This is a genomic window from Pseudomonas plecoglossicida NBRC 103162 = DSM 15088, from assembly GCF_000730665.1.
Taxonomy (GTDB): Bacteria; Pseudomonadota; Gammaproteobacteria; order Pseudomonadales; family Pseudomonadaceae; genus Aquipseudomonas; species Aquipseudomonas plecoglossicida.
The window spans coordinates 30,512-55,614 of the sequence record NZ_BBIV01000020.1 but is presented as its reverse complement, the minus strand read 5'-3'; the positions used below and the strand labels follow the sequence as shown (position 1 = coordinate 55,614).

At 64.6% G+C, this 25,103-nt stretch carries 24 protein-coding genes and 3 pseudogenes; 18 read left to right on the top strand and 9 right to left on the bottom strand.

From position 1 onward, the window contains the following. The first annotated feature begins 4 nt into the window (after window positions 1-4). Window positions 5-649, top strand: a complete 645-nt coding sequence (locus tag PPL01S_RS13665) for an oxidoreductase (RefSeq protein WP_016393457.1) — start codon at window positions 5-7, stop codon at window positions 647-649. 71 nt (window positions 650-720) lie between these two features. Here the strand turns inward: PPL01S_RS13665 and PPL01S_RS13660 are convergent, their stop codons facing one another. The 4 genes from PPL01S_RS13660 to PPL01S_RS13645 all read right to left on the bottom strand — a co-directional run bounded on the left by PPL01S_RS13660 (window position 721) and on the right by PPL01S_RS13645 (window position 5,008). Continuing rightward, a complete protein-coding gene (locus tag PPL01S_RS13660) occupies window positions 721-1,008 on the bottom strand; it encodes a YceK/YidQ family lipoprotein (protein ID WP_016393456.1) in 288 nt (95 codons plus the stop codon). Further along, complete coding sequence (gene ubiX, locus PPL01S_RS13655; protein ID WP_016393455.1) at window positions 1,005-1,634, bottom strand: flavin prenyltransferase UbiX; 630 nt, start codon at window positions 1,632-1,634, stop codon at window positions 1,005-1,007. Before ubiX ends, PPL01S_RS13660 begins: the two co-directional genes overlap by 4 nt. After that, complete coding sequence (gene mpl, locus PPL01S_RS13650) at window positions 1,631-2,980, bottom strand: UDP-N-acetylmuramate:L-alanyl-gamma-D-glutamyl-meso-diaminopimelate ligase (RefSeq protein ID WP_016393454.1); 1,350 nt, start codon at window positions 2,978-2,980, stop codon at window positions 1,631-1,633. Before mpl ends, ubiX begins: the two co-directional genes overlap by 4 nt. Window positions 2,981-3,046: 66 nt before the next feature. Then, window positions 3,047-5,008 (bottom strand): sigma-54-dependent Fis family transcriptional regulator, encoded by a 1,962-nt coding sequence (locus PPL01S_RS13645; protein WP_016393453.1) that lies wholly within the window; start codon window positions 5,006-5,008, stop codon window positions 3,047-3,049. A 256-nt stretch (window positions 5,009-5,264) separates the two neighbouring features. On the opposite strand from PPL01S_RS13645, the gene exaC reads away from it, so the two are divergent. From exaC to PPL01S_RS25695, 12 genes and pseudogenes are all read left to right on the top strand, one after another. Next, complete coding sequence (gene exaC, locus PPL01S_RS13640) at window positions 5,265-6,785, top strand: acetaldehyde dehydrogenase ExaC (RefSeq protein WP_016393452.1); 1,521 nt, start codon at window positions 5,265-5,267, stop codon at window positions 6,783-6,785. A gap of 188 nt (window positions 6,786-6,973) precedes the next feature. Further along, window positions 6,974-8,422, top strand: a complete 1,449-nt coding sequence (gene eat / locus PPL01S_RS13635) for an ethanolamine permease (protein WP_016393451.1) — start codon at window positions 6,974-6,976, stop codon at window positions 8,420-8,422. Between the two features lie 49 nt (window positions 8,423-8,471). After that, complete coding sequence (locus PPL01S_RS13630) at window positions 8,472-9,866, top strand: ethanolamine ammonia-lyase subunit EutB (RefSeq protein WP_016393450.1); 1,395 nt, start codon at window positions 8,472-8,474, stop codon at window positions 9,864-9,866. 9 nt (window positions 9,867-9,875) lie between these two features. Beyond that, on the top strand, window positions 9,876-10,706 hold the full coding sequence (eutC, locus tag PPL01S_RS13625; protein WP_016393449.1) for an ethanolamine ammonia-lyase subunit EutC: 831 nt from the start codon (window positions 9,876-9,878) through the stop codon (window positions 10,704-10,706). A gap of 110 nt (window positions 10,707-10,816) precedes the next feature. Further along, window positions 10,817-11,275 (top strand): GNAT family N-acetyltransferase, encoded by a 459-nt coding sequence (locus tag PPL01S_RS13620; protein WP_016393448.1) that lies wholly within the window; start codon window positions 10,817-10,819, stop codon window positions 11,273-11,275. A 221-nt stretch (window positions 11,276-11,496) separates the two neighbouring features. After that, window positions 11,497-12,144, top strand: a complete 648-nt coding sequence (locus PPL01S_RS13615; protein WP_016393447.1) for a DedA family protein — start codon at window positions 11,497-11,499, stop codon at window positions 12,142-12,144. 8 nt (window positions 12,145-12,152) lie between these two features. Continuing rightward, window positions 12,153-12,968, top strand: a complete 816-nt coding sequence (locus PPL01S_RS13610; RefSeq protein WP_016393446.1) for a M90 family metallopeptidase — start codon at window positions 12,153-12,155, stop codon at window positions 12,966-12,968. A 93-nt stretch (window positions 12,969-13,061) separates the two neighbouring features. Beyond that, complete coding sequence (gene ppa / locus PPL01S_RS13605; protein WP_003255365.1) at window positions 13,062-13,589, top strand: inorganic diphosphatase; 528 nt, start codon at window positions 13,062-13,064, stop codon at window positions 13,587-13,589. A 174-nt stretch (window positions 13,590-13,763) separates the two neighbouring features. Further along, window positions 13,764-14,462 carry an XRE family transcriptional regulator gene (locus tag PPL01S_RS13600; RefSeq protein ID WP_016393445.1) on the top strand — a complete coding sequence of 233 codons (699 nt, stop codon included), beginning with the start codon at window positions 13,764-13,766 and terminating at the stop codon, window positions 14,460-14,462. A gap of 323 nt (window positions 14,463-14,785) precedes the next feature. After that, entirely contained in the window at window positions 14,786-15,478 is a 693-nt protein-coding gene (locus PPL01S_RS13595) for a response regulator transcription factor (RefSeq protein WP_016393444.1), read from the top strand. After that, window positions 15,478-16,443, top strand: a pseudogene (locus PPL01S_RS13590) (histidine kinase sensor domain-containing protein); the annotation flags it as partial. The gene PPL01S_RS13595 and the pseudogene PPL01S_RS13590, both read left to right, overlap by 1 nt. A 214-nt stretch (window positions 16,444-16,657) precedes the next feature. Continuing rightward, entirely contained in the window at window positions 16,658-16,792 is a 135-nt protein-coding gene (locus tag PPL01S_RS25695) for a hypothetical protein (RefSeq protein WP_255212389.1), read from the top strand. Window positions 16,793-16,973: 181 nt separating this feature from the next. Here the strand turns inward: PPL01S_RS25695 and PPL01S_RS25690 are convergent. Together PPL01S_RS25690 and PPL01S_RS25350 are read right to left on the bottom strand one after the other, a co-directional pair. Then, a pseudogene (locus PPL01S_RS25690) lies at window positions 16,974-17,198 on the bottom strand (alpha/beta hydrolase); the annotation flags it as partial. Continuing rightward, window positions 17,180-17,284: pseudogene (locus tag PPL01S_RS25350) on the bottom strand (hypothetical protein); the annotation flags it as partial. The pseudogenes PPL01S_RS25350 and PPL01S_RS25690, both read right to left, overlap by 19 nt. A gap of 29 nt (window positions 17,285-17,313) precedes the next feature. Between PPL01S_RS25350 and ribB the strand changes: the two are divergent. The 5 genes from ribB to PPL01S_RS13565 all read left to right on the top strand — a co-directional run bounded on the left by ribB (window position 17,314) and on the right by PPL01S_RS13565 (window position 23,207). Beyond that, entirely contained in the window at window positions 17,314-17,931 is a 618-nt protein-coding gene (gene ribB, locus PPL01S_RS13585) for a 3,4-dihydroxy-2-butanone-4-phosphate synthase (protein ID WP_016393440.1), read from the top strand. A gap of 185 nt (window positions 17,932-18,116) precedes the next feature. Beyond that, window positions 18,117-18,359 carry an exodeoxyribonuclease VII small subunit gene (locus PPL01S_RS13580; RefSeq protein ID WP_008092375.1) on the top strand — a complete coding sequence of 81 codons (243 nt, stop codon included), beginning with the start codon at window positions 18,117-18,119 and terminating at the stop codon, window positions 18,357-18,359. After that, entirely contained in the window at window positions 18,356-19,243 is an 888-nt protein-coding gene (ispA, locus tag PPL01S_RS13575) for a (2E,6E)-farnesyl diphosphate synthase (RefSeq protein WP_016393439.1), read from the top strand. The genes PPL01S_RS13580 and ispA overlap by 4 nt, the downstream gene beginning before the upstream one ends. Before the next feature lie 102 nt (window positions 19,244-19,345). After that, window positions 19,346-21,241: a 1-deoxy-D-xylulose-5-phosphate synthase gene (gene dxs / locus PPL01S_RS13570; protein ID WP_016393438.1), complete on the top strand. Its 1,896-nt coding sequence runs from the start codon at window positions 19,346-19,348 to the stop codon at window positions 21,239-21,241. A gap of 94 nt (window positions 21,242-21,335) precedes the next feature. Further along, on the top strand, window positions 21,336-23,207 hold the full coding sequence (locus PPL01S_RS13565; RefSeq protein WP_016393437.1) for a TonB-dependent receptor domain-containing protein: 1,872 nt from the start codon (window positions 21,336-21,338) through the stop codon (window positions 23,205-23,207). Here PPL01S_RS13565 and PPL01S_RS13560 read toward each other — a convergent pair. From PPL01S_RS13560 to ribA, 3 genes are read right to left on the bottom strand one after another with little or no spacing between them, the layout of a single operon-like run. Next, window positions 23,185-23,997: a cobalamin-binding protein gene (locus PPL01S_RS13560; protein ID WP_016393436.1), complete on the bottom strand. Its 813-nt coding sequence runs from the start codon at window positions 23,995-23,997 to the stop codon at window positions 23,185-23,187. The genes PPL01S_RS13565 and PPL01S_RS13560 overlap by 23 nt on opposite strands. After that, complete coding sequence (locus PPL01S_RS13555; protein WP_016393435.1) at window positions 23,997-24,416, bottom strand: hypothetical protein; 420 nt, start codon at window positions 24,414-24,416, stop codon at window positions 23,997-23,999. The genes PPL01S_RS13560 and PPL01S_RS13555 overlap by 1 nt, the downstream gene beginning before the upstream one ends. Further along, complete coding sequence (gene ribA / locus PPL01S_RS13550) at window positions 24,413-25,030, bottom strand: GTP cyclohydrolase II (RefSeq protein WP_016393434.1); 618 nt, start codon at window positions 25,028-25,030, stop codon at window positions 24,413-24,415. The genes PPL01S_RS13555 and ribA overlap by 4 nt, the downstream gene beginning before the upstream one ends. Window positions 25,031-25,103 lie beyond the last annotated feature (73 nt).

Here is a 25,103-nt window from a genome sequence, read left to right as displayed (position 1 = left end):
CATCATGTACTTGACGCCTCAGCATGTCCTGCTTGCCGGAGCCACAGGCCTTACCGGTGAACATCTGCTAGACCGCCTGCTCAACGAACCCACCATCAGCCGTGTGCTGGCGCCGACCCGTCGGCCGCTGGCCGAGCACCCGCACCTGGAAAACCCGGTCGGCGACCCGGCGGTGTTTCTTCCCCAGCTGGCCGGGCGCGTCGATATCGCCTACTGCTGCCTGGGCACCACCCTCAAGCAGGCCGGCTCGGAAGAGGCGTTCCGCGCCGTCGACCTGGACATGGTGGTGGCTTTCAGCAAACGCGCGCGGGAAATGGGCGCGCGGCACCTGCTGGTGGTCAGCGCCATAGGCGCCGACCCGAAGTCGCCGATTTTCTACAACCGGGTCAAGGGCGAGATGGAAGAAGCGCTCAAGGGCCAGGACTGGCCGCAGTTGACGATCGTCAGGCCATCGCTGCTATTGGGCGAACGTATTCAGCCGCGCCTGGGCGAGCGCCTGGCCTCACCGTTTTCGCGGTTGATGCCGGGCAAGTACCGGGGGATCGAGGCGTGCACCCTGGCGCGGGCGCTTTGGCGTCTGGCGCTGGAAGAGGAAGACGGGATCCGGGTCATCGAGTCCGACGAACTGCGCAGGCTGGGCAAGAAATAGTTCACCGGCAAGCCGGCTGCCACAGGTACGACACCGTCCTTGTGGGAGCCGGCTTGCCGGCGATGGGGCCCTTACAGACCGCCGGTGGCCTGGAAACCAATCCCCGCCGCCGTCAGCAGCGACAACGGCAGCAACAGGGTATCGAGCAACGCACTGCCAGGCAGGTCCAACCCCGGGTACCCCGGCGCCTCGGCACCGAAATGATCCTTCGGGCAGCAGCCCCCGTTCATCACGTACAAGTCCAGCCGGGTACCGGCATACACCACCGGAGCCCCCGGTTTGTTGGCATCCAGCGTGCGCACCGTGGCGCATCCACTGACCATGCAAGCGACCAGCAACCCGGCCAGCGAACGCTTCAATCATCCACTCCGAAATGGTGCTCACCCCAACGCGGCAGCATGTCCTGGGGGATGTTCAGCAGATTGAGGATGCGCGCCACCACGAAATCGACCAGGTCATCGATGGTCTGCGGCTGGTGGTAGAAGCCCGGTGCGGCCGGCAATATCACCGCGCCCATCTGCGACAGCTTGAGCATGTTCTCAAGGTGAATGGTCGACAGCGGCGCCTCGCGCGGCACCAGGATCAACGGGCGACGCTCCTTGAGGGTGACGTCCGCCGCGCGCTCGATCAGGTTGTTGCAGGCACCGCTGGCAATGGCCGACAAGGTGCCGGTGGAACACGGCACCACCACCATCGCTGCCGGCGCGCCGGAGCCCGAGGCCACCGGCGACATCCAGTCTTCCTTGCCATACACGCGGATCTGCCCGTCGGCAGCGCCGGTGTACTCGGTCAGGAACGCCTGCATGGCCTGGGGCTTGGCCGGCAGCACCACGTCGGTCTCGGTCGCCATCACCAACTGTGCGGCCTTGGAGATCAGAAAATGCACCTCGCGGTCTTCGCGCACCAGGCAGTCGAGCAGACGCAAGCCATACTGCGCCCCGGAGGCGCCGGTCATGGCCAGGGTGATGCGTTCCGGACCGCTCACTTGAGGGCCTCGGCCAGCTTGCCGTGCAGGCCGCCGAAGCCGCCGTTGCTCATGATCACCACATGGGTACCCGGCCGAGCCTGGCCTTTGACCCGATCGATGATCGCCTCGAGGCTGTCGGCCACCACGCTAGGCACCTTGCACTGGGCGGCAGTGGCAGCCAGGTCCCAGCCCAGGTTGGCGGGCGCATACCAGATCACCTGGTCGGCGTCGTTGACGCTCTCTGGCAAGCCGTCACGGTGGGCGCCGAGCTTCATCGAATTGGAGCGCGGCTCGATGATGGCGATCACCGGCGCCTCGCCCACCTGCTTGCGCAGGCCATCGAGGGTGGTGGCGATGGCAGTCGGGTGGTGGGCGAAGTCGTCGTAGATGGTCACACCCTGCACTTCGGCGACCTTCTCCATGCGGCGCTTGACGCTCTTGAAGGCGCTCAGGCCCTCGATGCCCATCGCCGGCACCACGCCGACATGGCGAGCGGCCGCCAGGGTGGCCAAGGCGTTGGCGACGTTGTGCTGGCCGGTCAGGGCCCAGTCGACCACGCCCTGCGCTTCACCCTCGAACAGCACTTCGAAGCGCGAGCCGTCGGGGCTCAGCAAGCGCGCTTGCCATTGACCACCCGCACCAGTGGTTTGCACCGGCGTCCAGCAGCCCATGCCGATCACCCGCTCCAACGCCTGTTCGGTGGTTGGGTGGATGACCAGGCCTTCGCTCGGGATGGTCCGAACAAGGTGATGGAACTGCCGCTCGATTGCCGCCAGATCAGGGAAGATATCCGCATGATCGAATTCGAGGTTGTTCAGAATCGCGGTACGCGGGTGGTAGTGCACGAACTTCGAGCGCTTGTCGAAGAAGGCGCTGTCGTACTCGTCGGCCTCGACCACGAAGAACGGGGTATCGCCCAGACGCGCCGACACCGAGAAGTTCTGCGGCACGCCACCGATCAGGAAGCCCGGGCTCATCCCGGCGTGCTCCAGCACCCAGGCCAGCATGCTGCTGGTGGTGGTCTTGCCGTGGGTGCCGGCCACCGCCAGTACCCAACGGCCTTGCAGCACGTGATCGGCCAGCCACTGCGGGCCGGAGACGTAGGGCAGGCCTTTGTTGAGCACGTACTCTACCGCCGGGTTGCCCCGCGACATCGCGTTGCCGACCACCACCAGGTCCGGTGCCGGGTCCAGCTGGGCCGGGTCGTAGCCTTGGGTCAGTTCGATGCCCTGGGCTTCGAGCTGGGTGCTCATGGGGGGATAGACGTTGGCGTCGGAGCCCGTGACGCGGTGGCCGAGCTCTTTGGCCAGCACCGCCAGCGAGCCCATGAAGGTGCCGCAGATACCGAGAATATGAATGTGCATGGTCGACCTCGCAAAACTTCGAGGCAGGGTAGCCCAGGGCGAGGGAAATCGCACCCGCTGTTTCGCTCAGACGCCCCTGGCGATGCCGTGTTTGCGCAGTTTTCGATACAAGGTATTGCGGCTGATGCCCAGGTGCTCGGCGACGCGGGTCAGGTGCCAGTGTTTTGCCTCCAGTACCGACAACAGTGTCTGGCGTTCGGCATCCTCAAGCAGCACCGGCCCTGTCGCCGGCAAGCCGACTCCCACAGGGAAAGCGCCGGTCGGCCTGTGGGAGCCGGCTTGCCGGCGATCGAGGGCAAAGCCCTCGCCAGCATGGTTCAAGATGACTGCGGGAAGATCGGCAAAAGTGATGCAGTTGTGCTCACAGAGTGCCACCAAGGTCCGCAGCACATTGCGCATCTGCCGCACGTTGCCTGGCCAGGCAAAGTCCAGCAACGCTTGCCGCGCCTTGGGCTGCAGTTCGATGGTTTGCCCCTGCGCCTCCTGACGCAACAGGAAATCCAGCAGCTGGTCCTTGTCGCTGCGCTCGCGCACTGCCGGCAATGCGACCTCCAGCCCATTGAGCCGGTAGTACAGGTCCTCGCGAAAACTGCCCTGCTCCACCCGCTCCAGCAGGTCTCGGTGGGTCGCGCTGACAATACGCACATCCACTGCCTGCGCCTCGCCACCGATCGGCACCACCTGGCGCTCTTCCAGTACGCGCAGCAGGCGGGTCTGCAGGGCCAGCGGCATGTCGCCGATCTCGTCCAGCAACAACGTGCCGCCATCGGCCTGCAACAGCTTGCCGCGCATGCCTTCCTTGCGCGCGCCGGTAAAGCTGCCGCCGCGATAGCCGAACAGCTCGCTCTCGATCAGGCTTTCGGGGATCGACGCGCAGTTGACCGCCACGAAGGGCTTGCCGCGACGCTGACTGGCCTGATGCACAGCCTGGGCGAAAGCCTCCTTGCCGCAACCGGTCTCGCCACGCAACAGCAGCGGCACGTCGCGCTCGAATACCCGCACGGCCCGGCGGAAGTCGTTCTGCAGTGCCGGGTCCAGCAGGCAGATGCCCGGCTCCGCTTGCGGGCGCAACCGCGGCAGGCTGGCGGACACCGACCACAGCGGCGTACGCGGCTGGCCACGCACGCTGGCGAACACCTGGCGGCCGTCGCGGGTATGCAGCGGCCAGGCCGTGCTGCCGTCAGGCATCGCACGGTTGAACAACTCATCATGGCTACAGGCAAAAAGCCGCTCCAGCGGCTTGCCCAGCACGCCGCCACGAATGCTGCCCAGCAGATTGAGGGCGCTCTGGTTGGCGGCACAGATGCGGCCATCGCCGTCGAAGGCCAGCAGGCCTTCGCTGAACAAGCCGACAGACTCGGCCTGCAGGTGAAAACGCAGCAGCCACTGCTGTTCGAAGTGACGCAGGAAATAACAGCTCTCGATCATTTTCGCCGAGAGATTGACCAGCGCCATGGTGTGGAACTGGCTTTGCCGCGAGACATCCGGCCGCGCCGATGACACATCGAGCACGGCCAGAAGTTCGCCATGCGGATCGAACACCGGGCTGGCCGAGCAGGTCAAACCGGTATGGCGACCACGGAAATGTTCGTCTTGATGGATGGTCAGGGCCTGGCGCTCGACCAGGCAGGTGCCGATGCCATTTGTGCCCTCGCTGGCTTCGCTCCAGTCCGCGCCCAGCCACAACCCGGCGCGCTCGAAGATGCGCCGCTCGCTGGGCGCGGTGACGCAGTTGAGGATCACCCCGCGGGCATCGGTGAGCAGCACTGCATGGCCGCTACCGGAAAGCTGCTGGTGCAGGCTGTTCATTTCGCCGCTGGCGATTGCCAGCACCTGGTGCAGGCGCTCGCGGCTTTCCAGCAGGCGACCGTGCTCCAGCACCACCGGCGCCTCGATCACCGAAGGGTCGAGGTGGTAGTCCTCCAGGCAGCGCAGCCAGGAGCGGGCAATCGAAGGATCGCTGCCAGCTTCGCCGCGGGCGACGGTATGGACCTGCTGGGCATGGCGGCTGAAGTGATTGTTCTGCATTTGTTGTTTTTCTCCGCAGATAGAGACTCGCCTCAGCATCCTCCACCCCACCAGGCTTTGCAATGCACCGACATCCAGCGTGTCGCAAACGGTACAAAGTGTCACCCAGGCCGTGCCAGGCCTGGCACAGAGACTGGCAGCAGGGACTTGAGAGATGAGCCAAGTCATTGATCCATCTAGGGCTGGCCACGCTGGCCCAACCTTTGCTCTACGCTTCTCAACTCCTCAACAAACACAATTAACCAGGAGAGACACCATGCGTTATGCACATCCCGGTACCGAGGGCGCGAAGGTTTCCTTCAAGAGCCGCTACGGCAACTACATCGGTGGTGAGTTCGTAGCTCCGGTCAAGGGGCAGTACTTCGAGAACACCTCCCCGGTGAATGGCAAGCTGATCGCAGAATTCCCCCGTTCCACTGCCGAAGACATCGACAAGGCCCTCGACGCCGCCCACGCCGCCGCCGACGCCTGGGGCCGCACTTCAGTGCAGGACCGCTCCAACGTGCTGCTGAAGATCGCCGACCGAATCGAGCAGAACCTCGAAATCCTCGCCATCACCGAAACCTGGGACAACGGCAAGCCGGTCCGCGAAACCCTGAACGCCGACATTCCGCTGGCCGTCGACCACTTCCGCTACTTCGCAGGCTGTATCCGCGCCCAGGAAGGCGGCGCCGCCGAAATCAACGAAAACACCGTGGCCTACCACATCCATGAGCCGCTGGGCGTGGTCGGGCAGATCATCCCGTGGAACTTCCCGATTCTCATGGCCGCCTGGAAACTCGCCCCGGCCCTGGCAGCCGGCAACTGCGTGGTGCTCAAGCCTGCCGAACAGACCCCACTGGGCATCACCGTGCTGGTCGAGCTGATCGGCGACCTGCTGCCACCTGGCGTGCTCAACGTGGTGCAGGGCTATGGCCGCGAAGCCGGGGAAGCGCTGGCCACCAGCAAGCGCATCGCCAAGATCGCCTTCACCGGCTCCACCCCGGTTGGCTCGCACATCATGAAATGCGCCGCCGAGAACATCATCCCCTCCACCGTCGAGCTGGGCGGCAAGTCGCCGAACGTGTACTTCGAAGACATCATGCAAGCCGAGCCGAGCTTCATCGACAAGGCCGCCGAAGGCATGGTGCTGGCGTTCTTCAACCAGGGGGAAGTCTGCACCTGCCCGTCCCGGGCGCTGGTACAGGAGTCGATCTACCCGCAGTTCATGGAAGTGGTGATGAAGAAGGTGCTGCAGATCAAGCGCGGCGACCCGCTGGACACCGACACCATGGTCGGCGCCCAGGCCTCGCAGCAGCAGTTCGAGAAGATCCTGTCCTACCTGCAGATCGCCCAGGATGAAGGCGCCGAGCTGCTGACCGGCGGCAAGGTGGAAAAACTCGAAGGCTCGCTGGCCACCGGCTATTACATCCAGCCGACCCTGCTCAAGGGCAACAACAGGATGCGCGTGTTCCAGGAAGAAATCTTCGGCCCGGTAGTCAGCGTCACCACCTTCAAGGACGAAACCGAAGCCCTGGCGATCGCCAACGACACCGAGTTCGGCCTCGGTGCTGGTGTCTGGACCCGCGACATCAACCGCGCCTACCGCATGGGCCGCGGCATCAAGGCTGGCCGCGTGTGGACCAACTGCTACCACCTGTACCCGGCGCATGCCGCGTTCGGTGGCTACAAGAAGTCCGGCGTCGGCCGTGAAACCCACAAGATGATGCTCGACCACTACCAGCAGACCAAGAACCTGCTGGTGAGCTACGACATCAACCCGTTGGGCTTCTTCTAAACCCTCCAGGGCCTCGGGGGCTGCTTTGCAGCCCTATCGCCGGCAAGCCAGCTCCTACTCCTTGTGGGAGCCGGCTTGCCGGCGATAGGGCCAATACGGCCACCCAGCCCCCCTCTGGCTCGCTTCCTGCAGTCCCCATCACCACGGGCCGGAACCTCTCCGGCCACCAAGAAGAAAAAGGTGAATCCATGCCAAGCGATCATTCCGCCGGCACGCCGGCCGGTGCGTCCGTCGACTTCGAAAAAGTCGGCTCGGACTATTTCCAGCAACGTGAACTGAAAAAAGGCGCCGCCGGCTGGGTCCTGCTGGTGGGCCTGGGCGTGGCCTACGTCATCTCCGGCGACTATGCCGGCTGGAACTTCGGCCTGGCCCAGGGGGGTTGGGGTGGCATGTTCCTCGCCACCTTGCTGATGGCCACCATGTACCTGTGCATGTGCTTCTCGCTGGCCGAGCTGTCGTCGATGATCCCCACCGCAGGCGGTGGCTATGGCTTTGCCCGCAGCGCCTTCGGCCCGTGGGGCGGCTTTCTCACCGGCACCGCGATCCTCATCGAGTATGCCATCGCGCCGGCCGCCATCGCGGTGTTCATCGGCGCCTATTGCCAGTCCCTGTTCGGCATCGGCGGCTGGATGATCTACCTGGCGTTCTACATCATCTTCATCGGTATCCACATCTTCGGCGTCGGTGAAGCGCTCAAGCTGATGTTCATCATCACCGCCATCGCCGCCATCGCCCTGGCGGTGTTCCTGGTGGGCATGCTGCCCCATTTCGATGCAGCGAACCTGTTCGACATCGCCCAGACCGACGCGGTCGGCGCCAGCAGTTTCCTGCCGTTCGGTTATGTCGGCGTGTGGGCAGCCATCCCCTACGCCATCTGGTTCTTCCTGGCAGTAGAAGGCGTGCCACTGGCGGCCGAGGAAACCAAGAACCCCAAACGCGACCTGCCACGCGGGCTGATCGGCGCAATGCTGGTGCTGCTGGCCTTCGCCTTGCTGATCCTGGTGGTCGGCCCCGGCGGCGCTGGCGCCGAAGCGCTGAAAGCCTCCGGCAACCCGCTGGTCGAAGCATTGTCCAAGGCGTATGGCGGCTCGACCTGGATGGGCAGCTTCGTCAACCTGGTCGGCCTGGCGGGCCTGATCGCCAGCTTCTTCTCGATCATCTACGCCTATTCACGGCAGATCTTCGCCCTTTCGCGCGCCGGCTACCTGCCGCGCAAACTCTCCGAGACCAACAAGAGCAAAGCCCCGCTACTGGCGCTGGTCATTCCCGGCATCATCGGTTTTGCCCTCTCGCTGACCGGCCAGGGCGACCTGCTGATCCTGGTCGCAGTGTTCGGCGCTACGCTGTCCTATGTACTGATGATGGCTGCGCACATCACCCTGCGTATCCGCCGGCCGAAGATGGAGCGGCCATATCGCACCCCTGGCGGCATCTTCACCTCGGGCGTGGCACTGGTGCTGGCCTGCATCGCGGTGGTCGCCGGCTTCCTGGTCGACCCACGGGTGGTGATTGGCGCGGCAGTGATCTATGCGGTACTGATTGCCTACTTTGCGTTCTACAGCCGACACCACCTGGTCGCCGGCACACCGGAAGAGGAATTCGCCGCGATCCAGAAAGCCGAAGAGGCTCTGCACTGATCGCCGACACCCGCCGCGGGCCCGTCCCGCGGCGCTCTGGAGATTCTGTATGGCAAGTTTCGTACACACGGTCGGCCACCTGGTCTACCGCTTCGACAGCCTCAAGGACGTAATGGCCAAGGCCAGCCCGGCACGTTCCGGTGACTACCTGGCCGGCGTCGCCGCCGCCAACGATGGCGAACGGGTGGCCGCGCAGATGGCCCTGGCCAACATCCCGCTCAGCCACTTTCTCAGCGAAGCGCTGATCCCTTACGAACAGGATGAGGTGACGCGGCTGATCATCGACACCCACGACGCCCAGGCTTTTGCGCCGGTCAGCCACCTCACCGTCGGCGGCCTGCGCGACTGGCTGCTCAGCGAGCAAGCCGACGAAGACAGCCTGCGCGCCCTGGCGCCGGGCCTGACGCCGGAAATGGCCGCCGCCGTGTCGAAGATCATGCGGGTACAGGACCTGGTGCTGGTGGCCCAGAAAATCCGTGTGGTCACCCGCTTTCGCGGCACCATGGGCCTGCGCGGTCGCCTCTCGACCCGCCTGCAACCCAACCACCCCACCGACGAACCGGCCGGCATCGCCGCCAGCATTCTCGACGGCCTGCTCTACGGCAATGGTGATGCCATGATCGGCATCAACCCGGCCACCGACAGCATCGCCTCGATCTGCGCTCTGCTGGAAATGCTCGACGCCATCATCCAGCGCTACGACATCCCCACCCAGGCGTGCGTGCTCACCCACGTCACCACCTCGATCGAAGCCATCAACCGGGGCGTGCCGCTGGACCTGGTGTTCCAGTCGATTGCCGGCACCGAGGCGGCCAACGCCGGCTTCGGCATCAACCTGAACGTGCTGCAGGAAGGCCATGAAGCGGGCCTGTCGCTCAATCGTGGCACCCTCGGGCAGAACCTCATGTATTTCGAAACCGGCCAGGGCAGCGCCTTGTCGGCCAATGCCCACCACGGTGTCGACCAGCAGACCTGCGAAACCCGCGCCTATGCCGTGGCCCGCCATTTCAAGCCGTTCCTGGTCAATACCGTGGTCGGCTTCATCGGCCCGGAATACCTGTACAACGGCAAGCAGATCATCCGCGCCGGGCTGGAAGACCATTTCTGCGGCAAGCTGCTTGGCGTGCCGATGGGCTGTGACATCTGCTACACCAACCACGCCGAAGCCGACCAGGACGACATGGACACCTTGCTGACCCTGCTGGGGGTAGCCGGGATCAACTTCATCATGGGCATCCCCGGTTCCGACGACATCATGCTCAACTACCAGACCACCTCGTTCCATGACGCCCTGTACGCGCGCCAGACCCTGGGCCTGAAGCCCGGGCCGGAATTCGAGGCCTGGTTGCAGCGCACCGGCATCTTCACCCAGGCCGATGGCCGGATACGCTTCGGCGACAACTTGCCGCCGGTATTCCGCCAGGCCTTGGCACAGCTGGCATAGGAGGTGACCATGGCAGACCGAACCCCCACCCCGCCCTCTACACCGGAAGCCCCTTGGCTGGCCTTGCGCAACCTGACGCCGGCCCGCATCGCCCTGGGCCGTAGCGGCATCAGCCTGCCGACCAGCGCCCAGCTGGACTTCCAGTTCGCCCACGCCCAGGCCCGTGATGCCGTGCACCTGCCGTTCGACCACGCGGCGCTGACCGAGCAATTGAAGGACCGCGGCCGCGACAGCCTGCTGCTGCACAGCGCCGCCAGCGACCGCGACCAGTACCTGCAGCGCCCCGACCTCGGCCGGCGGCTGAACGAAGCGTCGGTCGAGCGCCTGCGCCAGCATGCCCAGGCCAACCCAGGTGGCTTCGACCTGGCCATCGTGGTCGCCGATGGCCTTTCGGCCCTGGCCGTGCATCGGCATGCCCTGCCGTTGCTGAGCCGTTTCGAGGAGCAGGCGGCCGCCGACGGCTGGACCAGCGCCCCGATCGTGCTGGTGGAGCAAGGCCGTGTGGCCGTGGCCGATGAGGTCGGCGAACTGCTTGGCGCGCGCATGACGGTGATGCTGATCGGCGAACGCCCCGGCTTGAGCTCCCCCGACAGCCTGGGCCTGTATTTCACCTATGGGCCGAAGGTCGGCCTGACCGACGCGTACCGCAACTGCATTTCCAACGTGCGCCTGGAAGGCCTGAGCTACGGCATGGCCGCCCACCGCCTGCTGTACCTGATGCGTGAGGCCTGCCGCCGGCAGCTGTCCGGGGTGAATCTGAAGGATGAAGCGGAGGTTCATACCATCGAAAATGACACCGCCCGCACTCAAAAAGGCAATTTCCTACTTGGCGAAGGGTAAAAAACATGTAATGGATGGCGGATTGCGCTGCCAGCCGGGATTGGGGCAGCATGCGTGCAAGTACTGCTGGCATTCCGCTATTTTCCCGAAATGGACTCTGAGGGCCACACATGCGCATCATCAAGGCAACGCTGGAACACCTCGACCTGCTCACGCCACTGTTCGTCAGATACCGCGAGTTCTATGGGCAGCTACCGTATCCAGACAGCTCGCGCAGCTTCCTGGAAAAGCGCCTGAAGCATGACGAATCGGTCATCTACCTGGCCCTGCCGGATGATGACGACGGCAAGTTGCTGGGCTTCTGCCAGCTGTACCCGAGCTTCTCGTCGCTTTCGCTCAAGCGCGTGTGGATTCTCAACGACATCTACGTGGCCGAAGACTCGCGGCGCATGCTGGTCGCCGACCACCTGATGCGCGAGGCCAAGAAGATGGCCAAGGACACGCAATCGGTGCGCATGCGGGTTTCGACCAGCGCCGACAACGAAGTGGCGCGCAAGACCTATGAATCCATGGGTTTTCGCAAGGATACCGAGTTCGAGAACTACATCTTGCCGATCACCAAGGATTGACCTGTACTGGCCCTATCGCCGCGGTTCGTCGCCACGACAAGCCGGCTCCTACAGAAACCTGTGGGAGCCGGCTTGCCGGCGATAGGGCCGGTAACCCCCCGCTACAAACTCCCCGGGCACGACTCCGACTTCGCCGTATAATGCCCCCTCCTGACGTGTGAAAAATTACCCTCCCGCAGGTCCGCATCCGTAGCTGCGGGTCAAGAACACAGGTGCTGTACATGGATTTCAACCCGCTGGACCTTATCCTGCATCTCGATGCCTATCTCGATCTGCTGGTCACCAATTACGGCCCCTGGATCTACGCCATTCTGTTCACCGTCATCTTCTGCGAAACCGGCCTGGTGGTGATGCCGTTCCTGCCCGGCGATTCGCTGCTGTTCATCGCCGGTGCAGTGGCTGCAGGTGGCGGCATGGATCCGGTGTTGCTGGCAGGTTTGCTGATGGCCGCGGCGATCATGGGCGACAGCACCAACTACGTGATCGGGCGAACGGCGGGGGAGCGGCTGTTCAACAATCCGAACTCGAAGATCTTCCGCCGCGACTACTTGCAGCGCACCCACGAATTCTATGACCGTCACGGCGGCAAGACCGTCACCCTGGCGCGCTTCCTGCCAATCCTGCGCACCTTCGCACCGTTCGTCGCCGGCATTGCCCACATGCACTACCCTCGGTTCCTGGGCTTCAGCGTCGCCGGTTCCATACTGTGGGTCGGAGGCCTGGTGACCCTGGGTTACTTCTTCGGCAACGTGCCGTTCATCAAGCAGCACCTGTCGCTGATGGTGGTGGGCATCATCTTCCTGTCGCTGTTCCCGATGATCCTGGGCTTGCTGCGTGGCCGCCTGAGCCGCGCGGCCAAGGCCCACTGACAGCACGCATGTGGTCGTTCAGCGCCTGGCGGCGCAAGCGTACCCTGGCGCGCTACCCCATCGAACCGCGGCAATGGCAGGCTGTTCGCGAACGCCTGCCCATGCTCGATGGCATCAGCGATGCCGAGGACCGTTGGCTGCGTGAGGCGTGCATCCTGTTTCTGCTCGACAAGCACCTGACGACCCTGCCGGGCGTCGACCTGGACGACGAGCAGCGCCTGTTCCTCGCCGCCCAGGCTCAGCTGCCACTGCTGCATCTGGGCGAGCTGAACTGGTACCAGGGCTTTCACGAGATCATCCTTTACCCCGACGACTTCAAGAGCCCCCAGCGCCACCGCGATGCCAGCGGCGTGGAGCATGCCTGGGACGCCGAACACAGTGGCGAAGCCTGGCAACAGGGCCCGGTGATCATGGCCTGGGCCGGAGTACTGGCCAGCGGCGGCTGGGAAGCCTACAACCTGGTGATCCACGAACTGGCGCACAAGCTCGACATGCTCAACGGCGATGCCAACGGCCTGCCGCCCTTGCACAACGGCATGCACGTCGAGGACTGGGCCAACGCCATGCAGCAGGCCTATGACGACCTCAACCGCCAGCTGGATGCCGACCCCGACGCGCACACCGCCATCGACCCTTACGCGGCGGAAAACCCGGCAGAGTTCTTCGCTGTCGCCAGCGAGTATTTCTTCACTGCACCCGACCTGCTGCAGCAGGCTTATCCACAGGTGTACCAGCAGCTGTCGCTGTTCTATCGCCAGGACCCGCTGGCGCGCCTCGCGCAGTTGCAGGCCGAACACCCTGACTACCGCGAAAGCCACGCCTGATGCGCCCGCGCATCTGGTCGGGCGTGGCATGGCCTGACGGAATGTGCCTATAATCGCCGCCACTTTTTTGATCAAACACGGGGGCACTGCCCAATGAGCTACAGCAAGATTCCGGCTGGCAAAGACCTGCCGAACGACATCTACGTCGCCATCGAGATCCCGGCCAATCATGCGCCGATCAAGTACGAAATCGACAAGGACAGCGACACCCTGTTCGTCGACCGCTTCATGGCCACCCCGATGTTCTACCCGGCCAACTACGGCTTCATCCCCAACACCCTGGCCGACGACGGTGATCCGCTGGACGTGCTGGTAGTGACCCCGTACCCAGTCGCCCCTGGTTCGGTCATCCGCGCCCGTCCGGTTGGCGTGCTGAACATGACCGACGACGGCGGCGGCGACGCCAAGGTCATCGCCGTACCGCACGACAAACTGTCGCAGCTGTACGTCGACGTGAAGGAATACACCGACCTGCCGGCCCTGCTGATCCAGCAGATCGAGCACTTCTTCGCGAACTACAAGGATCTCGAAAAGGGCAAGTGGGTCAAGATCGAAGGCTGGGAAGGCGCCGACGCCGCCCGCGCCGCGATCACCAAGTCGGTCGCTGCCTACAAAGGCTGATCGCGATCGCAATGAAAAGCCCCGCTTCGGCGGGGTTTTTTGTGGGCGCCATTCGAGCGGTAAAAAGTCTTACAGCGTCCTACTCCAACGTCCTACAAAACCACCGCTTTCGCACATTTTCCGTCAACATCAGGTTCATTTCCCTACCGATAGATGGCCGTTAGACTCGGCTACATGAAAACTTCCGGTGAACGCCTCAAAGCCCTGCTCCATGAATGCGGCCTGACCCCTTCCGACTTCGCGGCGCAGCGTCGTGTCACGCCGCAGCACGTCAACAACTGGTTCCGGCGCGGCATTCCACTCGCTCGCCTCGATGAAATAGCCGACCTGTTCTGCGTGCACAGGCGTTGGCTACGCTGCGGCGAGGGCCCCAAGCATCCCAGCTCGATCCTGCGGCTCGATGCCTCCAGCGTCGAGCCGGTACCGACTCGGTCGCTGTCGAAACACGATGGCAGAATGCTGCAAGTGCCCTTTCACGAAGTGCGCGAAGGCCGTCTCGTCGCCGTTGACGGACACTGCCTGCGCCTGCCCGCGCAAGCGCTCAAGGCGCTCGGCATCGCACCCGGCAATGCCGTCAGCCTGGCAATGCCAGCCACCAGGATGACGGCCTGGATCCCCCGTGACGCGATCCTCGCCATCGACCTGAGCCAGACCAACGTGGTCGACGGGGAAACCTACGCCCTGCTGCATAACGGTGTGCTCAGGGTGAACAGCCTCAGCCACGGCCACAATGGCACCTTGTGCCTGCACAGCAGTGACCGGCACAACCACCCCGTGGAGCGCTACACCCGCGCCCAGCGCCGAGACCAACACCTGGAAATCCTCGGCTGGGTGTTCCACTGGTCGCATTTTCGCAAGCGACGCCCCGGTTGAAACACCCTGTGCCATTTTTTGCTGGGCATCCTGCACAAGCCTCTGTATGCTACGCCGCACATTCAGCCCCTGCCGGCACAAGCCGCGATCAGAGGGCTCGGCAACGTTCCATACGAACGCGCGCCATCTCTTTCAGGCCCTTGTTGGCCACACAGTTAAGGCGGTTGCGGCTTACCATAAATTAGCCGGAGCCGTCCCCGAGAAGCCGGCCACAAGCCGGCTTTTTAATGCCCGCAAGAAACACAGCCGGGGCGGGCTTGCCCACAAGCGACGCCAGTGGGATGATTCGCAATTGATACGAATTCTCATCCAAGGCTCCCGCCGTGCCCACCACGCTTCTCCTCGCCGAAGACGACCAGCGCCTGCGCCAGGACCTGCAACGGCACTTCAGCAACCGCGGTTTCCTCGTCCACGCCTGCGCCTCCGGCACCCAGGCGCTGAGCGCCCTGCAGCAGGATCGCTTCGACCTGGTGTTGCTGGACATCATGCTGCCCGGCATCGACGGCCTCAGCCTGCTCGACGAGCTGCGCCGGCAACAGGCGGTGCCGGTGATGCTGATGTCGGCGCTGGGCGCCGAGCAGGACCGCATCAGTGGCTTTACCCGGGGCGCCGATGATTACCTGCCAAAGCCTTTCAGCCTGGCCGAACTGAATGCCCGCGTCGATGCGCTGCTACGCCGGGTTGCCCTGGATCGTCTGCCCGCAACGCCAGGCAAGCAAGGCTCGGTGACCCTCGATCACGACCGCCAGGACGCCCACTATCAAGGCCAGGGCGCCGGCCTCACTGGCTCCGAATTCCGCTTGTTGGCCACGTTGCATGCGCATCCACACGAGGCATTGAGCAAGGCATTCCTCTACCAGACTGTGCTGCACCGGGCCTACACCCGTCTGGACCGCGGCCTCGATGTGCATGTCTGCAACCTTCGCCGCAAGCTCGCCGACATCGGCGCCCAGCACCTGCAGATCCAGGCAGTGCGCGGCCAGGGCTACATCCTGGTGAACACGGAAGACAGCTGATGCGTCGTCACCCACTGCTGTGGAAGCTGGCACTGCTGCAGGTAGGCTTCTGCCTGCTACTCACCTGGCTGATCTGGACCTGGGGGCTGTCAGTGGAGCGCAGCACCTACTTCCTGTCCCCCGACGACCAGGACTATCTCGCCCGCTACGCACAACAGGCCGAAGAGGCCTGGCGCAGCGGCGGCGCCACAGGCGCCGAAGCCTATCGTCGTCAGCTCGAACGTGCCGAGGATACCTGGGTGGCGCTGGTCGGCCCGCGCCTGGATAGCCTGGGCAGCACACCGCTGAGCGCCGAGGAATCCGCTCGCCTGACCTTCATGCGCAAGCTTGACTGGCCCATGAGTCGGCGCCTGCAGGACGAATTGCCCTACGTCAGCATCGCCTTCCCTGAACACCCGCAGGACGGTCGTCTGGTCATCCAACTGCCCGAGCGCCTGTTGCCCACCGGTCTCACGCCATGGACTCATGTCATCACCCACGGCGTCGCCCCCGCGCTGCTTGCCCTGTTGATGGGGCTGGCCCTCTATCGCCACCTGGTGGCACCGCTGAACCGCCTGCGCGACCGTGCCGATGCGCTGCGCGCCGACGACCTGCAGAGCCCCGGTCTGGCGCTGCAAAAGCGCCGCGACGAACTGGGCGAACTGGCCCAGGCCTTCGAGCACATGGCCAGCCGCCTGCGCCAGAGCCTGGAGCAGCAACGCCTGTTGCTGCGCACGCTGTCACATGAACTGCGCACACCCTTGGCACGCCTGCGCATCGCCCACGACAGCGACTTGCCCCCGGCGCAGCTGCGCGAGCGTCTGGACCGAGAAGTGGACGACATGCAGAAGCTGCTGGAAGACACCCTCGACCTGGCCTGGATGGACACCGAACAACCGCAGCTTCCGACCGAACCGGTGCTGGTGCTATCGGTGTGGGAAGCGCTGTGCCAGGACAGCTGTTTCGAAAGTGACTGGGAGCGTGCGCCGGTGGGGACTTTCACCCCGCCCTGAAGACCGGCCAAGCATACAGCACGGCGCCACCCCGCTGGCAACACGAGGTCAATGATCTGAGATTCCAGGAGGTTGCTTAGCCACTTGACTTCAGCGACCTCTTTGTTGCTCAGGCCAATGATTCTGTCAAGTCGTTCGCCATGAGCGGGCTTTTTACGAGTTTGACAGAGGATTCCGAAGCGCTGGTATGGCCAATGATGAAGGCTCGGGTTTCCCGTTGGCACTCATGGTCACTGGTTTTTTTGGAGATGACTCGATAGAGGGCGTTGAAAGACTTCCACAGAGAATCAAAGCGGTCGTAGGCATCGGTTTTGGTTTTTGAACGCGTCAGGTGAGAGACAGCTTTTAGCAGTCCTGTGCTTTTTTCCGACTCTCCGAGAATTTCCTTGAGCGGATCAGGTTCGAAGTCGGATAGGAATTTGGACGTAAGCTGGGCGTGGCTTTTGAAGTCAGCATCGCCAATGCTCTTCTCGCCTCTTCAGTGTGATGCAATGGATGCAGCGTTACCGGGACAAATCTTCAACCACCTTCTTCAACGAAGCCGGCAACATCGGCCCATGTCCCAATCCCTCGAACCGCTCGAAGCACACCTGCAACCCCGGCACCTTGGCCAGATCCGCCGCCAACTCCCGCGCCGGCCTTTCCACATCCCCTTTCACCGGTGCGCGTGGATTCGACGGTTCCTCACCCCCGCGCATCAGCAACAATGTCGGCCGGCTGCCAGGCAGACCCGACCACCCTCGGGTGAATGGCGGATGGCGTTGCGCAGCAGGTTCTCCAGGGCCTGGGCCAGGGTGTCGAGATGGGCCTGGACCACACCAGTACCACTCGCAATTCCCCAATGTGTCCGCCGCCATCACCGCCTTCCAGGCCGGCCGCCCCGTGCTGCTGCTCGACGATGACGACCGCGAGGACGAAGCGGACATTGTTGCCGCTGCCGAGAACCTCTCGCTGCAGAGCATGGCGATGATGATCCGCGACTGCAGCGGCATCGTCTGCCTGTGCCTGGACGAAGCCACCGTCGACGCCCTGCAGCTGGCGCCGATGGTGCAGAACAACCAGGCCCGGCATGGCACCGGCTTCACGGTCAGCATCGAAGCCGCCGAAGGTGTGACCACGGGCGTATCGGCCCAGGACCGCATCACCACCATCGAAGCAGCGCTGCGCTCGACTGCCGAACACCGCCAGATCGTCAGCCCGGGTCATGTCTTCCCGCTGCGCGCGCGCGATGGCGGGGTACTGACCCGGCGCGGCCATACCGAAGGTTCGGTGGACCTGGCACGCCTGGCCGGGCTGCGGCCGGCGGCGGTGCTGTGCGAACTGATGAACCCGGATGGCAGCATGGCCCGGGGCGAGCAGGTGGCGGTGTACGCGCGGCAGTACAACCTGCCGGTGCTGACCATCGAAGAGCTGGCGCGCTATCGTGAGGCGATGGTGGCGCGGGAAGCAGCTTTGGTCTGATGGCTGCCTGGCGCTTGGCTTGGTAGTGATGGCGCCGCGGAAATCGAGCGCCGCGCGGGCGGCGCTCGATTTCAACGACACCATAAAACTCACGCGATGCCCCACCCCTCACCACTCAAGTTTGCTCCCCCCGCCCCGCTCTGCTAGTGTCGCGCCGTTCTGACCAGCCACCGAGACCCATCGCCATGGCCCGCAAAAAAGCCTCCATCGATTTCGAGCAATCCCTCGCCGACCTGCAAGCCCTGGTCGAGCGCCTGGAGAACGGTGAATTGTCGCTGGAAGACTCGCTGGCCGCCTTCGAGCAAGGCATTGCCCTGACCCGCGATTGCCAAGGCGCGCTGGCCCAGGCCGAACAGAAAGTGCAGATCCTCCTGGAGCGTGACGGCGAGCTCGCCGCGCAGCCCTTCGATGCGGAGCCAGAAGCATGATCGGCGCTTACCAGGCCAACTGTCAGGCGCGTGTCGATGCAGCGCTCGAACCCCTGTTCGTCGCACCCGCCAAAGAGCTGGAGCGGTTGTACGCCGCCATGCGCTACAGCGTGATGAATGGCGGCAAACGCGTGCGCCCGCTGCTGGCCTTTGCGGCCTGCGAAGCCCTGGGCGCACCGGCCGAACACGCCAACGGCGCGGCCTGCGCGGTGGAGCTGATCCATGCCTATTCACTGGTGCATGACGACCTGCCGGCAATGGACGACGATGACCTGCGCCGTGGTCAGCCGACCACCCACAAAGCCTTCGACGAGGCCTGCGCGATCCTCGCCGGTGACGGCCTGCAGAGCCTGGCCTTCAGCGCCCTGCTCGACCCGCGCCTGAGCCCGCAGTCCGACGCCATCCGCCTGGCCATGGTCCAGGCCCTGGCCAAGGCCGCAGGTCCCGCCGGCATGGTCGGTGGCCAGGCCATCGACCTGGGTTCGGTGGGCCTGAAACTGGACCAGCAGGCGCTGGAATACATGCACCGGCACAAGACCGGCGCACTGATCGAAGCCAGTGTGCGCCTGGGCGCCCTGGCCAGCGGCCGCGCCGAACAGGCCCAGCTCGATGCCCTGCAGGCCTATGCCCAGGCCATCGGCCTGGCGTTCCAGGTGCAGGACGATATCCTCGACGTGGAAAGCGACACCGCCACCCTCGGCAAGCGCCAGGGCGCTGATGTCGCCCGCGACAAACCGACCTACCCGGCGCTGCTCGGGCTGGAGGCGGCCAAGCGCTATGCCATCGAACTGCGCGACCAGGCGCTGGTCGCACTCGAAGGGTTTGGCGAAAACGCCGAGCCGCTGCGGGCGTTGGCACGCTATATCGTCGAGCGGCGCCATTGATTGGGGCCGCTTTGCGGCCCCGTTCCACGCCTGTCTGAATGGGCAGTATTTCCCACAATGGGGTAAACTGCCGCGTCTTAAACATCCATAACGACTCGCCTGATGCCCACGACGTTTCAAGAGATCCCCCGCGAACGCCCGGTCACGCCGTTGCTCGACCGCGCTGACACGCCCGCCGGCCTGCGCCGGCTGGCCGAAGCCGACCTGGAGACCCTGGCCGACGAATTGCGCCAGGAGTTGCTCTATACCGTTGCTCAGACCGGTGGGCATTTCGGCGCCGGCCTGGGCGTCATCGAGCTGACGATCGCCCTGCATTACGTGTTCGACACCCCGGACGACCGTCTGGTGTGGGACGTCGGCCACCAGGCCTACCCGCACAAGATCCTTACCGGCCGGCGCAACCGCATGCTGACCCTGCGCCAGAAGGACGGCATCGCCGCCTTCCCGCGCCGTAGCGAAAGCGAGTACGACACCTTTGGCGTTGGCCACTCCAGCACCTCGATCAGCGCCGCCCTGGGCATGGCCATCGCGGCCCGCCTGCAGAACAGCGCGCGTAAGTCGATCGCGGTGATCGGTGACGGCGCGCTCACTGCCGGCATGGCCTTCGAGGCGTTGAACCATGCCCAGGAAGTCGACGCCGACATGCTGGTGATCCTCAACGACAACGACATGTCGATTTCGCGCAACGTCGGCGGTTTGTCCAACTACCTGGCCAAGATCCTCTCCAGCCGCACCTACTCGAGCATGCGCGAAGGCAGCAAGAAAGTGCTGTCGCGCCTGCCGGGTGCCTGGGAAATCGCCCGCCGCACCGAGGAATACGCCAAGGGCATGCTGGCCCCCGGCACCCTGTTCGAAGAGCTGGGCTGGAACTACATCGGCCCGATCGATGGTCACGACCTGCCGACCATGATCGCCACCCTGCGCAATATGCGTGACCTCAAGGGCCCGCAGTTCCTGCACGTGGTGACCAAGAAGGGCAAGGGCTTCGCCCCGGCCGAGATCGACCCGATCGGCTACCACGCCATCACCAAGCTCGAACCTGCCGACAAGCCGGCCACGCCGAAGAAGCCCAGCGGGCCGAAGTACTCCGCAGTATTCGGCCAATGGCTGTGCGACATGGCCGCCGCCGACAATCGCCTGGTGGGCATCACCCCGGCGATGAAGGAAGGCTCCGACCTGGTCGACTTCAGCGAACGCTACCCCGAGCGCTACTTCGACGTGGCGATCGCCGAGCAGCACGCCGTCACCCTCGCCGCGGGCATGGCCTGCGAAGGCAGCAAGCCGGTGGTGGCGATCTACTCGACCTTCCTGCAGCGCGCCTATGACCAGCTGATCCATGACGTGGCAGTGCAGAACCTCGACGTGCTGTTCGCCATCGACCGTGCAGGCCTGGTCGGCGAGGATGGCCCGACCCACGCCGGCAGCTACGACCTGTCGTACCTGCGGTGCATCCCCGGCATGCTGGTGATGACGCCGAGCGACGAAAACGAACTGCGCAAGATGCTCAGCACCGGCCACCTGTTCAACGGCCCGGCGGCCGTGCGCTACCCGCGCGGTACCGGCCCGAACGCGCCGATCAGCGGCGACCTGGAGCCGCTGGAAATCGGCAAGGCCGTGGTCCGGCGCCAAGGCGAAAAAGTCGCCCTGCTGGTATTCGGCGTGCAGTTGGCCGAGGCGCTGCAAGTGGCCGAGCAGATCAACGCAACCGTGGTCGACATGCGCTTCGTCAAACCGCTGGACGAGGCCCTGGTGCTGGAGCTGGCAGGCAGCCACGAGCTGCTGGTGACCATCGAAGAAAACGCCATCATGGGTGGTGCTGGCGCCGCCGTGAGCGAGTTCCTGGCCAGCCAGGCAGTGGTCAAGCCGCTGCTGCACCTGGGGCTGCCGGACATCTATGTCGAGCATGCAAAGCCTGCGCAGATGCTGGCCGAGTGCGGGCTGGATGCTGCCGGGATCGAGGCTTCGGTCAGAGCCCGGCTGGACAAGCTGGGCCTGTAGGGCCCTATCGCCGGCAAGCCGGCTCCCACAGGTACAGGGCAAGCCTTGGAACTTGTGGGAGCCGGCTGGCCGGCGATTGCTTCTGGAAGCTTCGATGAAGATCTCGACCTTTACCACCCTGCTCTGCCTGCCCATCCCGCTGCTGGCCGCTGAACGCGACGACGCACTGAAACTCCCCGACATCCTGATCAGCGCCAACCGTCAGGTCGAGTCGCGCACCGCCACCAGCGCCGCCAACACCGTGTTTACCCGCAGCGACATCGACCGCCTGCAGCCCAGCAGCGTCACCGACCTGCTGACCCGCGTGCCGGGCGTACAGGTCGCACCCACCGGTGGCCGCGGCAGCCTGCCAGGTATCTTCATCCGTGGCACCAAGGCCGCCCAGAGCCTGGTGCTGGTCGACGGCGTGCGCATCGCCAATGCCACCTCCGGCGACAGCGGCCTGCAGTTTCTCGACGTCGACCAGATCGAGCGCGTCGAAGTGCTGCGGGGCTCGCGCTCGGCGGTTTATGGCAGCGATGCCATCGGCGGGGTCATCCAGATCTTCACGCGCCGCAGCAGCGGCCCTGGCCTGCAGCCACGCCTGCGCATGGCAGCCGGCAGCAACCAGACGCTCCAGCGCAGCCTGGGCCTTTCCGGCGGCGACGACTCGACCCGTTTCAACCTGGGCGCAAGCCTCGATGAAACCGCCGGCATCGACTCGACCGGCCCGTCGTTTGCCAGCGACAGCGACCACGACGCCTATCGCGACAAGTCGCTGAACCTGAGCGTGAGCCACACCTTCGACGAACGCTTCGAGGCAGGGTTCAACCTGCTCGACAGCAAGGGTCGCAGCGAATACGACAACCCCTTCGGGCGCTTCGACCCCGCCACTTTCGAAAGCCTTGGGCAAAAGCCCTACACCGATTTCGAAGTCAGCAGCCTGGGTACCTACTTCGATGCCCAGCTCAACGACCTCTGGCACTCGCGTCTGGAGCTCGGCCACAGTGAAAACCGCGACGACAAGCGCGACAAGCTGAGCGACGAGCGCTTCGTCTTCAACACCTACCGCGATCAGGTCACCTGGCAGAACGACCTCGCCCTGGCCGATCGACACAACCTGCTGATTGGCGGTGACTGGTACCAGGACCGCGTACACGCCAGCACCGACTTTACCGAGGACAGCCGCTGGAACCGCGCCGCATTCATCCAGCATCGCTTCAGCGGCGAGCAGTTTTCCACCGAGGTCGGTGTGCGCCGCGACCAGAACCAGCAATTCGGCGGCCAGACCACCTGGAGCGGCAGCCTCACCGTGCCGCTCGACCCACATAACGATGTGCTGCTGTCCTATAGCGAAGGCTTCCGCGCGCCCACCTTCAACGACCTCTACTACCCGCAGTACAGCAACCCCAACCTGCAACCGGAACGGTCGAAGAGCTATGAGCTGCAGTGGCGCAGCCAGCTGACGACGGACAGCCGCCTGGAGACGTCGCTGTACCGCACCGACCTGCGTGACGCGATCATCTTCGGTGAGGGTTCGATCCCCCGCAACGTCGCCTCGGCACGCATCAACGGCTTCGAGATGGCGCTGGACCAGCAATGGGGCCAATGGCGCAGCCAGCTTGGCCTGGCCTTGATCGACCCACGCGACCGCGACAGCGGCCATACCCTCGCCCGCCGTACCCGTCGCACCCTGAGCCTGGACCTGGACCGTCAGTTCGAGCGTTTCGCTGTCGGCGCCAGCTGGCAGGCAGTCAGCGGCAGCTACGACGACGAGGCCAATCGCAACCGCATCGGCGGCTATGGCCTGTTCGGCTTGCGCGGCAGCTGGGCGGCAACCGATGAGCTGAAGCTGGAATTGAAGCTGGATAACCTGCTGGACAAAGACTATAGCCGGGCCCAGTACAGCTACAACGGCAACAACTACGATTACCGCGAGGAAGGCCGCACGGCGCTGCTGAGCGTCACCTGGATGCCGGCGCTCTAGCTGCCAGCAGTGCGCACAGCCGGGCGGTGGCTTCGATCATCTGCCCGCTGGGACGCTCCAGCCCTTTATCCGGCACCACCAGCAAGCGGTCACCCGCCACGGCGCTCAAGCGCGGCCAGGCCTTCCAGCTGGCCAGCTGAGCCTGGTCACCCGCCAGGATCACTTGCGGGTCACGCAACAACACCGTCTCGACATTGACCTGCGGCGCCGGCTGGCTGAGATCGGCAAAAATGTTGCGCGCACCGCACACCGCCAGGGCATCGCTGACCACCTGGCCGCCACCCAAGGTATAGAGCGGCCGGTCCCAGACCTGATAGAACACCCGCAGCGGCTCCGCCCGCCGGTACTGCTCGCGCAGTTGCCGCAGGCGCTCGCCCAGCACCGCTACATGGCGTCGACCTTGTTCGGCGCGTCCGACCCGGACGGCGATTGCCTCGATCTGCGCGAGCAACTGGTCCAGGTCATGGGGTTCGGCGCTGTAGGTGGCGATGCCAAGCCGCGTGAGCTGGTCACGCTGGGCCGGGGCCACGCTGTCGGGCCATAGCAGCAGCAAGTCCGGCTTGAGACTGAGCAGGCGCTCCATGTTCAGTTGCCCCTGGCGGCCCACCGAGGGCAGCTCGGCCAATGCGGCCGGTCGCTCGCCACCGTCCAGCACCCCCACCAACAGGTCGTCGGCCTGCAGTTCGAGCATGATCTCGGTCATGGAAGGTGCAAGGCTGATGACCCGCAGCGGTTCATCCGCCTGGGCGCTGCAGGCCAGCCATGCCAGCAGCCAGAACAGGACGCGCATCAACCCAGCTGACGCGGGATGCGGTAGAGATAGAACAGCACGACAGTGGACAGCGCCAGCAAGACCTGCGGCACGGCTTCGAGGCCGACCAGCACCGACAGCGCGGCGACCCAGGCGGGGAAGCAGGCGTACAGCATGGCGATGCGCCGCACACGCGCCAGCTCGATCCAGGCAGCCGGTTCATCGGCGCTGCCGAGCACTTTGGAGGTGGCGATCAAGTCGCGCTTGTAGGCGCCAAAACGCGGCAGGCTGAGGAACATGCTCGCCGCGCCGGCGATGAACAGCGGCATGGCCAGTACCGGGATCAGTGCCTCGCCGCCACCGAAGGCCCAGGCCATCACCGGCAGCGGCACCAGCCCGACCGCCAGGTACTGCCACCAGGCCAGCGCCAGGCGCCGCTTCACCTCGCCACGGGTCACGCCTGGGGCGCCTCGCCCTGGTGTTCGTTGCCCAGCATGTGGCCGAGCTTGCCGGCCTTGGTCGCCAGGTAATAGCGGTTGTGCGGGTTGTGGCCGGTGTGCAGCGGCACACGCTCGGCGACCTTGATGTTCATGTCGGTGAGCGCCTTGACCTTGCGCGGGTTGTTGGTCATCAGGCGCAGCGACTTCACGCCCAGGTGCTCGAGCATCGGCAGGCACATGGCGTAGTCGCGCTGGTCGGCGGCGAAGCCCAGGCGTTCGTTGGCTTCGACGGTGTCGGCGCCGCCGTCTTGCAGTTCGTAGGCGCGGATCTTGTTCAACAGGCCGATGCCACGGCCTTCCTGGCGCAGGTACAGCAGCACGCCTCGGCCTTCATGGGCGATGGCCTGCAGAGCGGCTTCCAGCTGCGAGCCACAGTCGCACCGCTGGCTGAACAGGGCATCGCCAGTCAGGCACTCGGAGTGCAGACGCCCCAGCACCGGCTCGCCGTCGGCGATGTCACCCAGGCTGAGCACCACATGCTCACGGCCAGTGGCTTCGTCGAGGAAGCCATGCATGGTGAAAATCGCAAAGGGGGTCGGGAGTTTGGAGGCGGCGACGAAGACGACGGGCACGTTGTGCTCCTGGATAAGTAGGAAATTTCTCGTGAAACGATTGTATCAGCAGGTTGGCGCCAGTGCGCTCGTT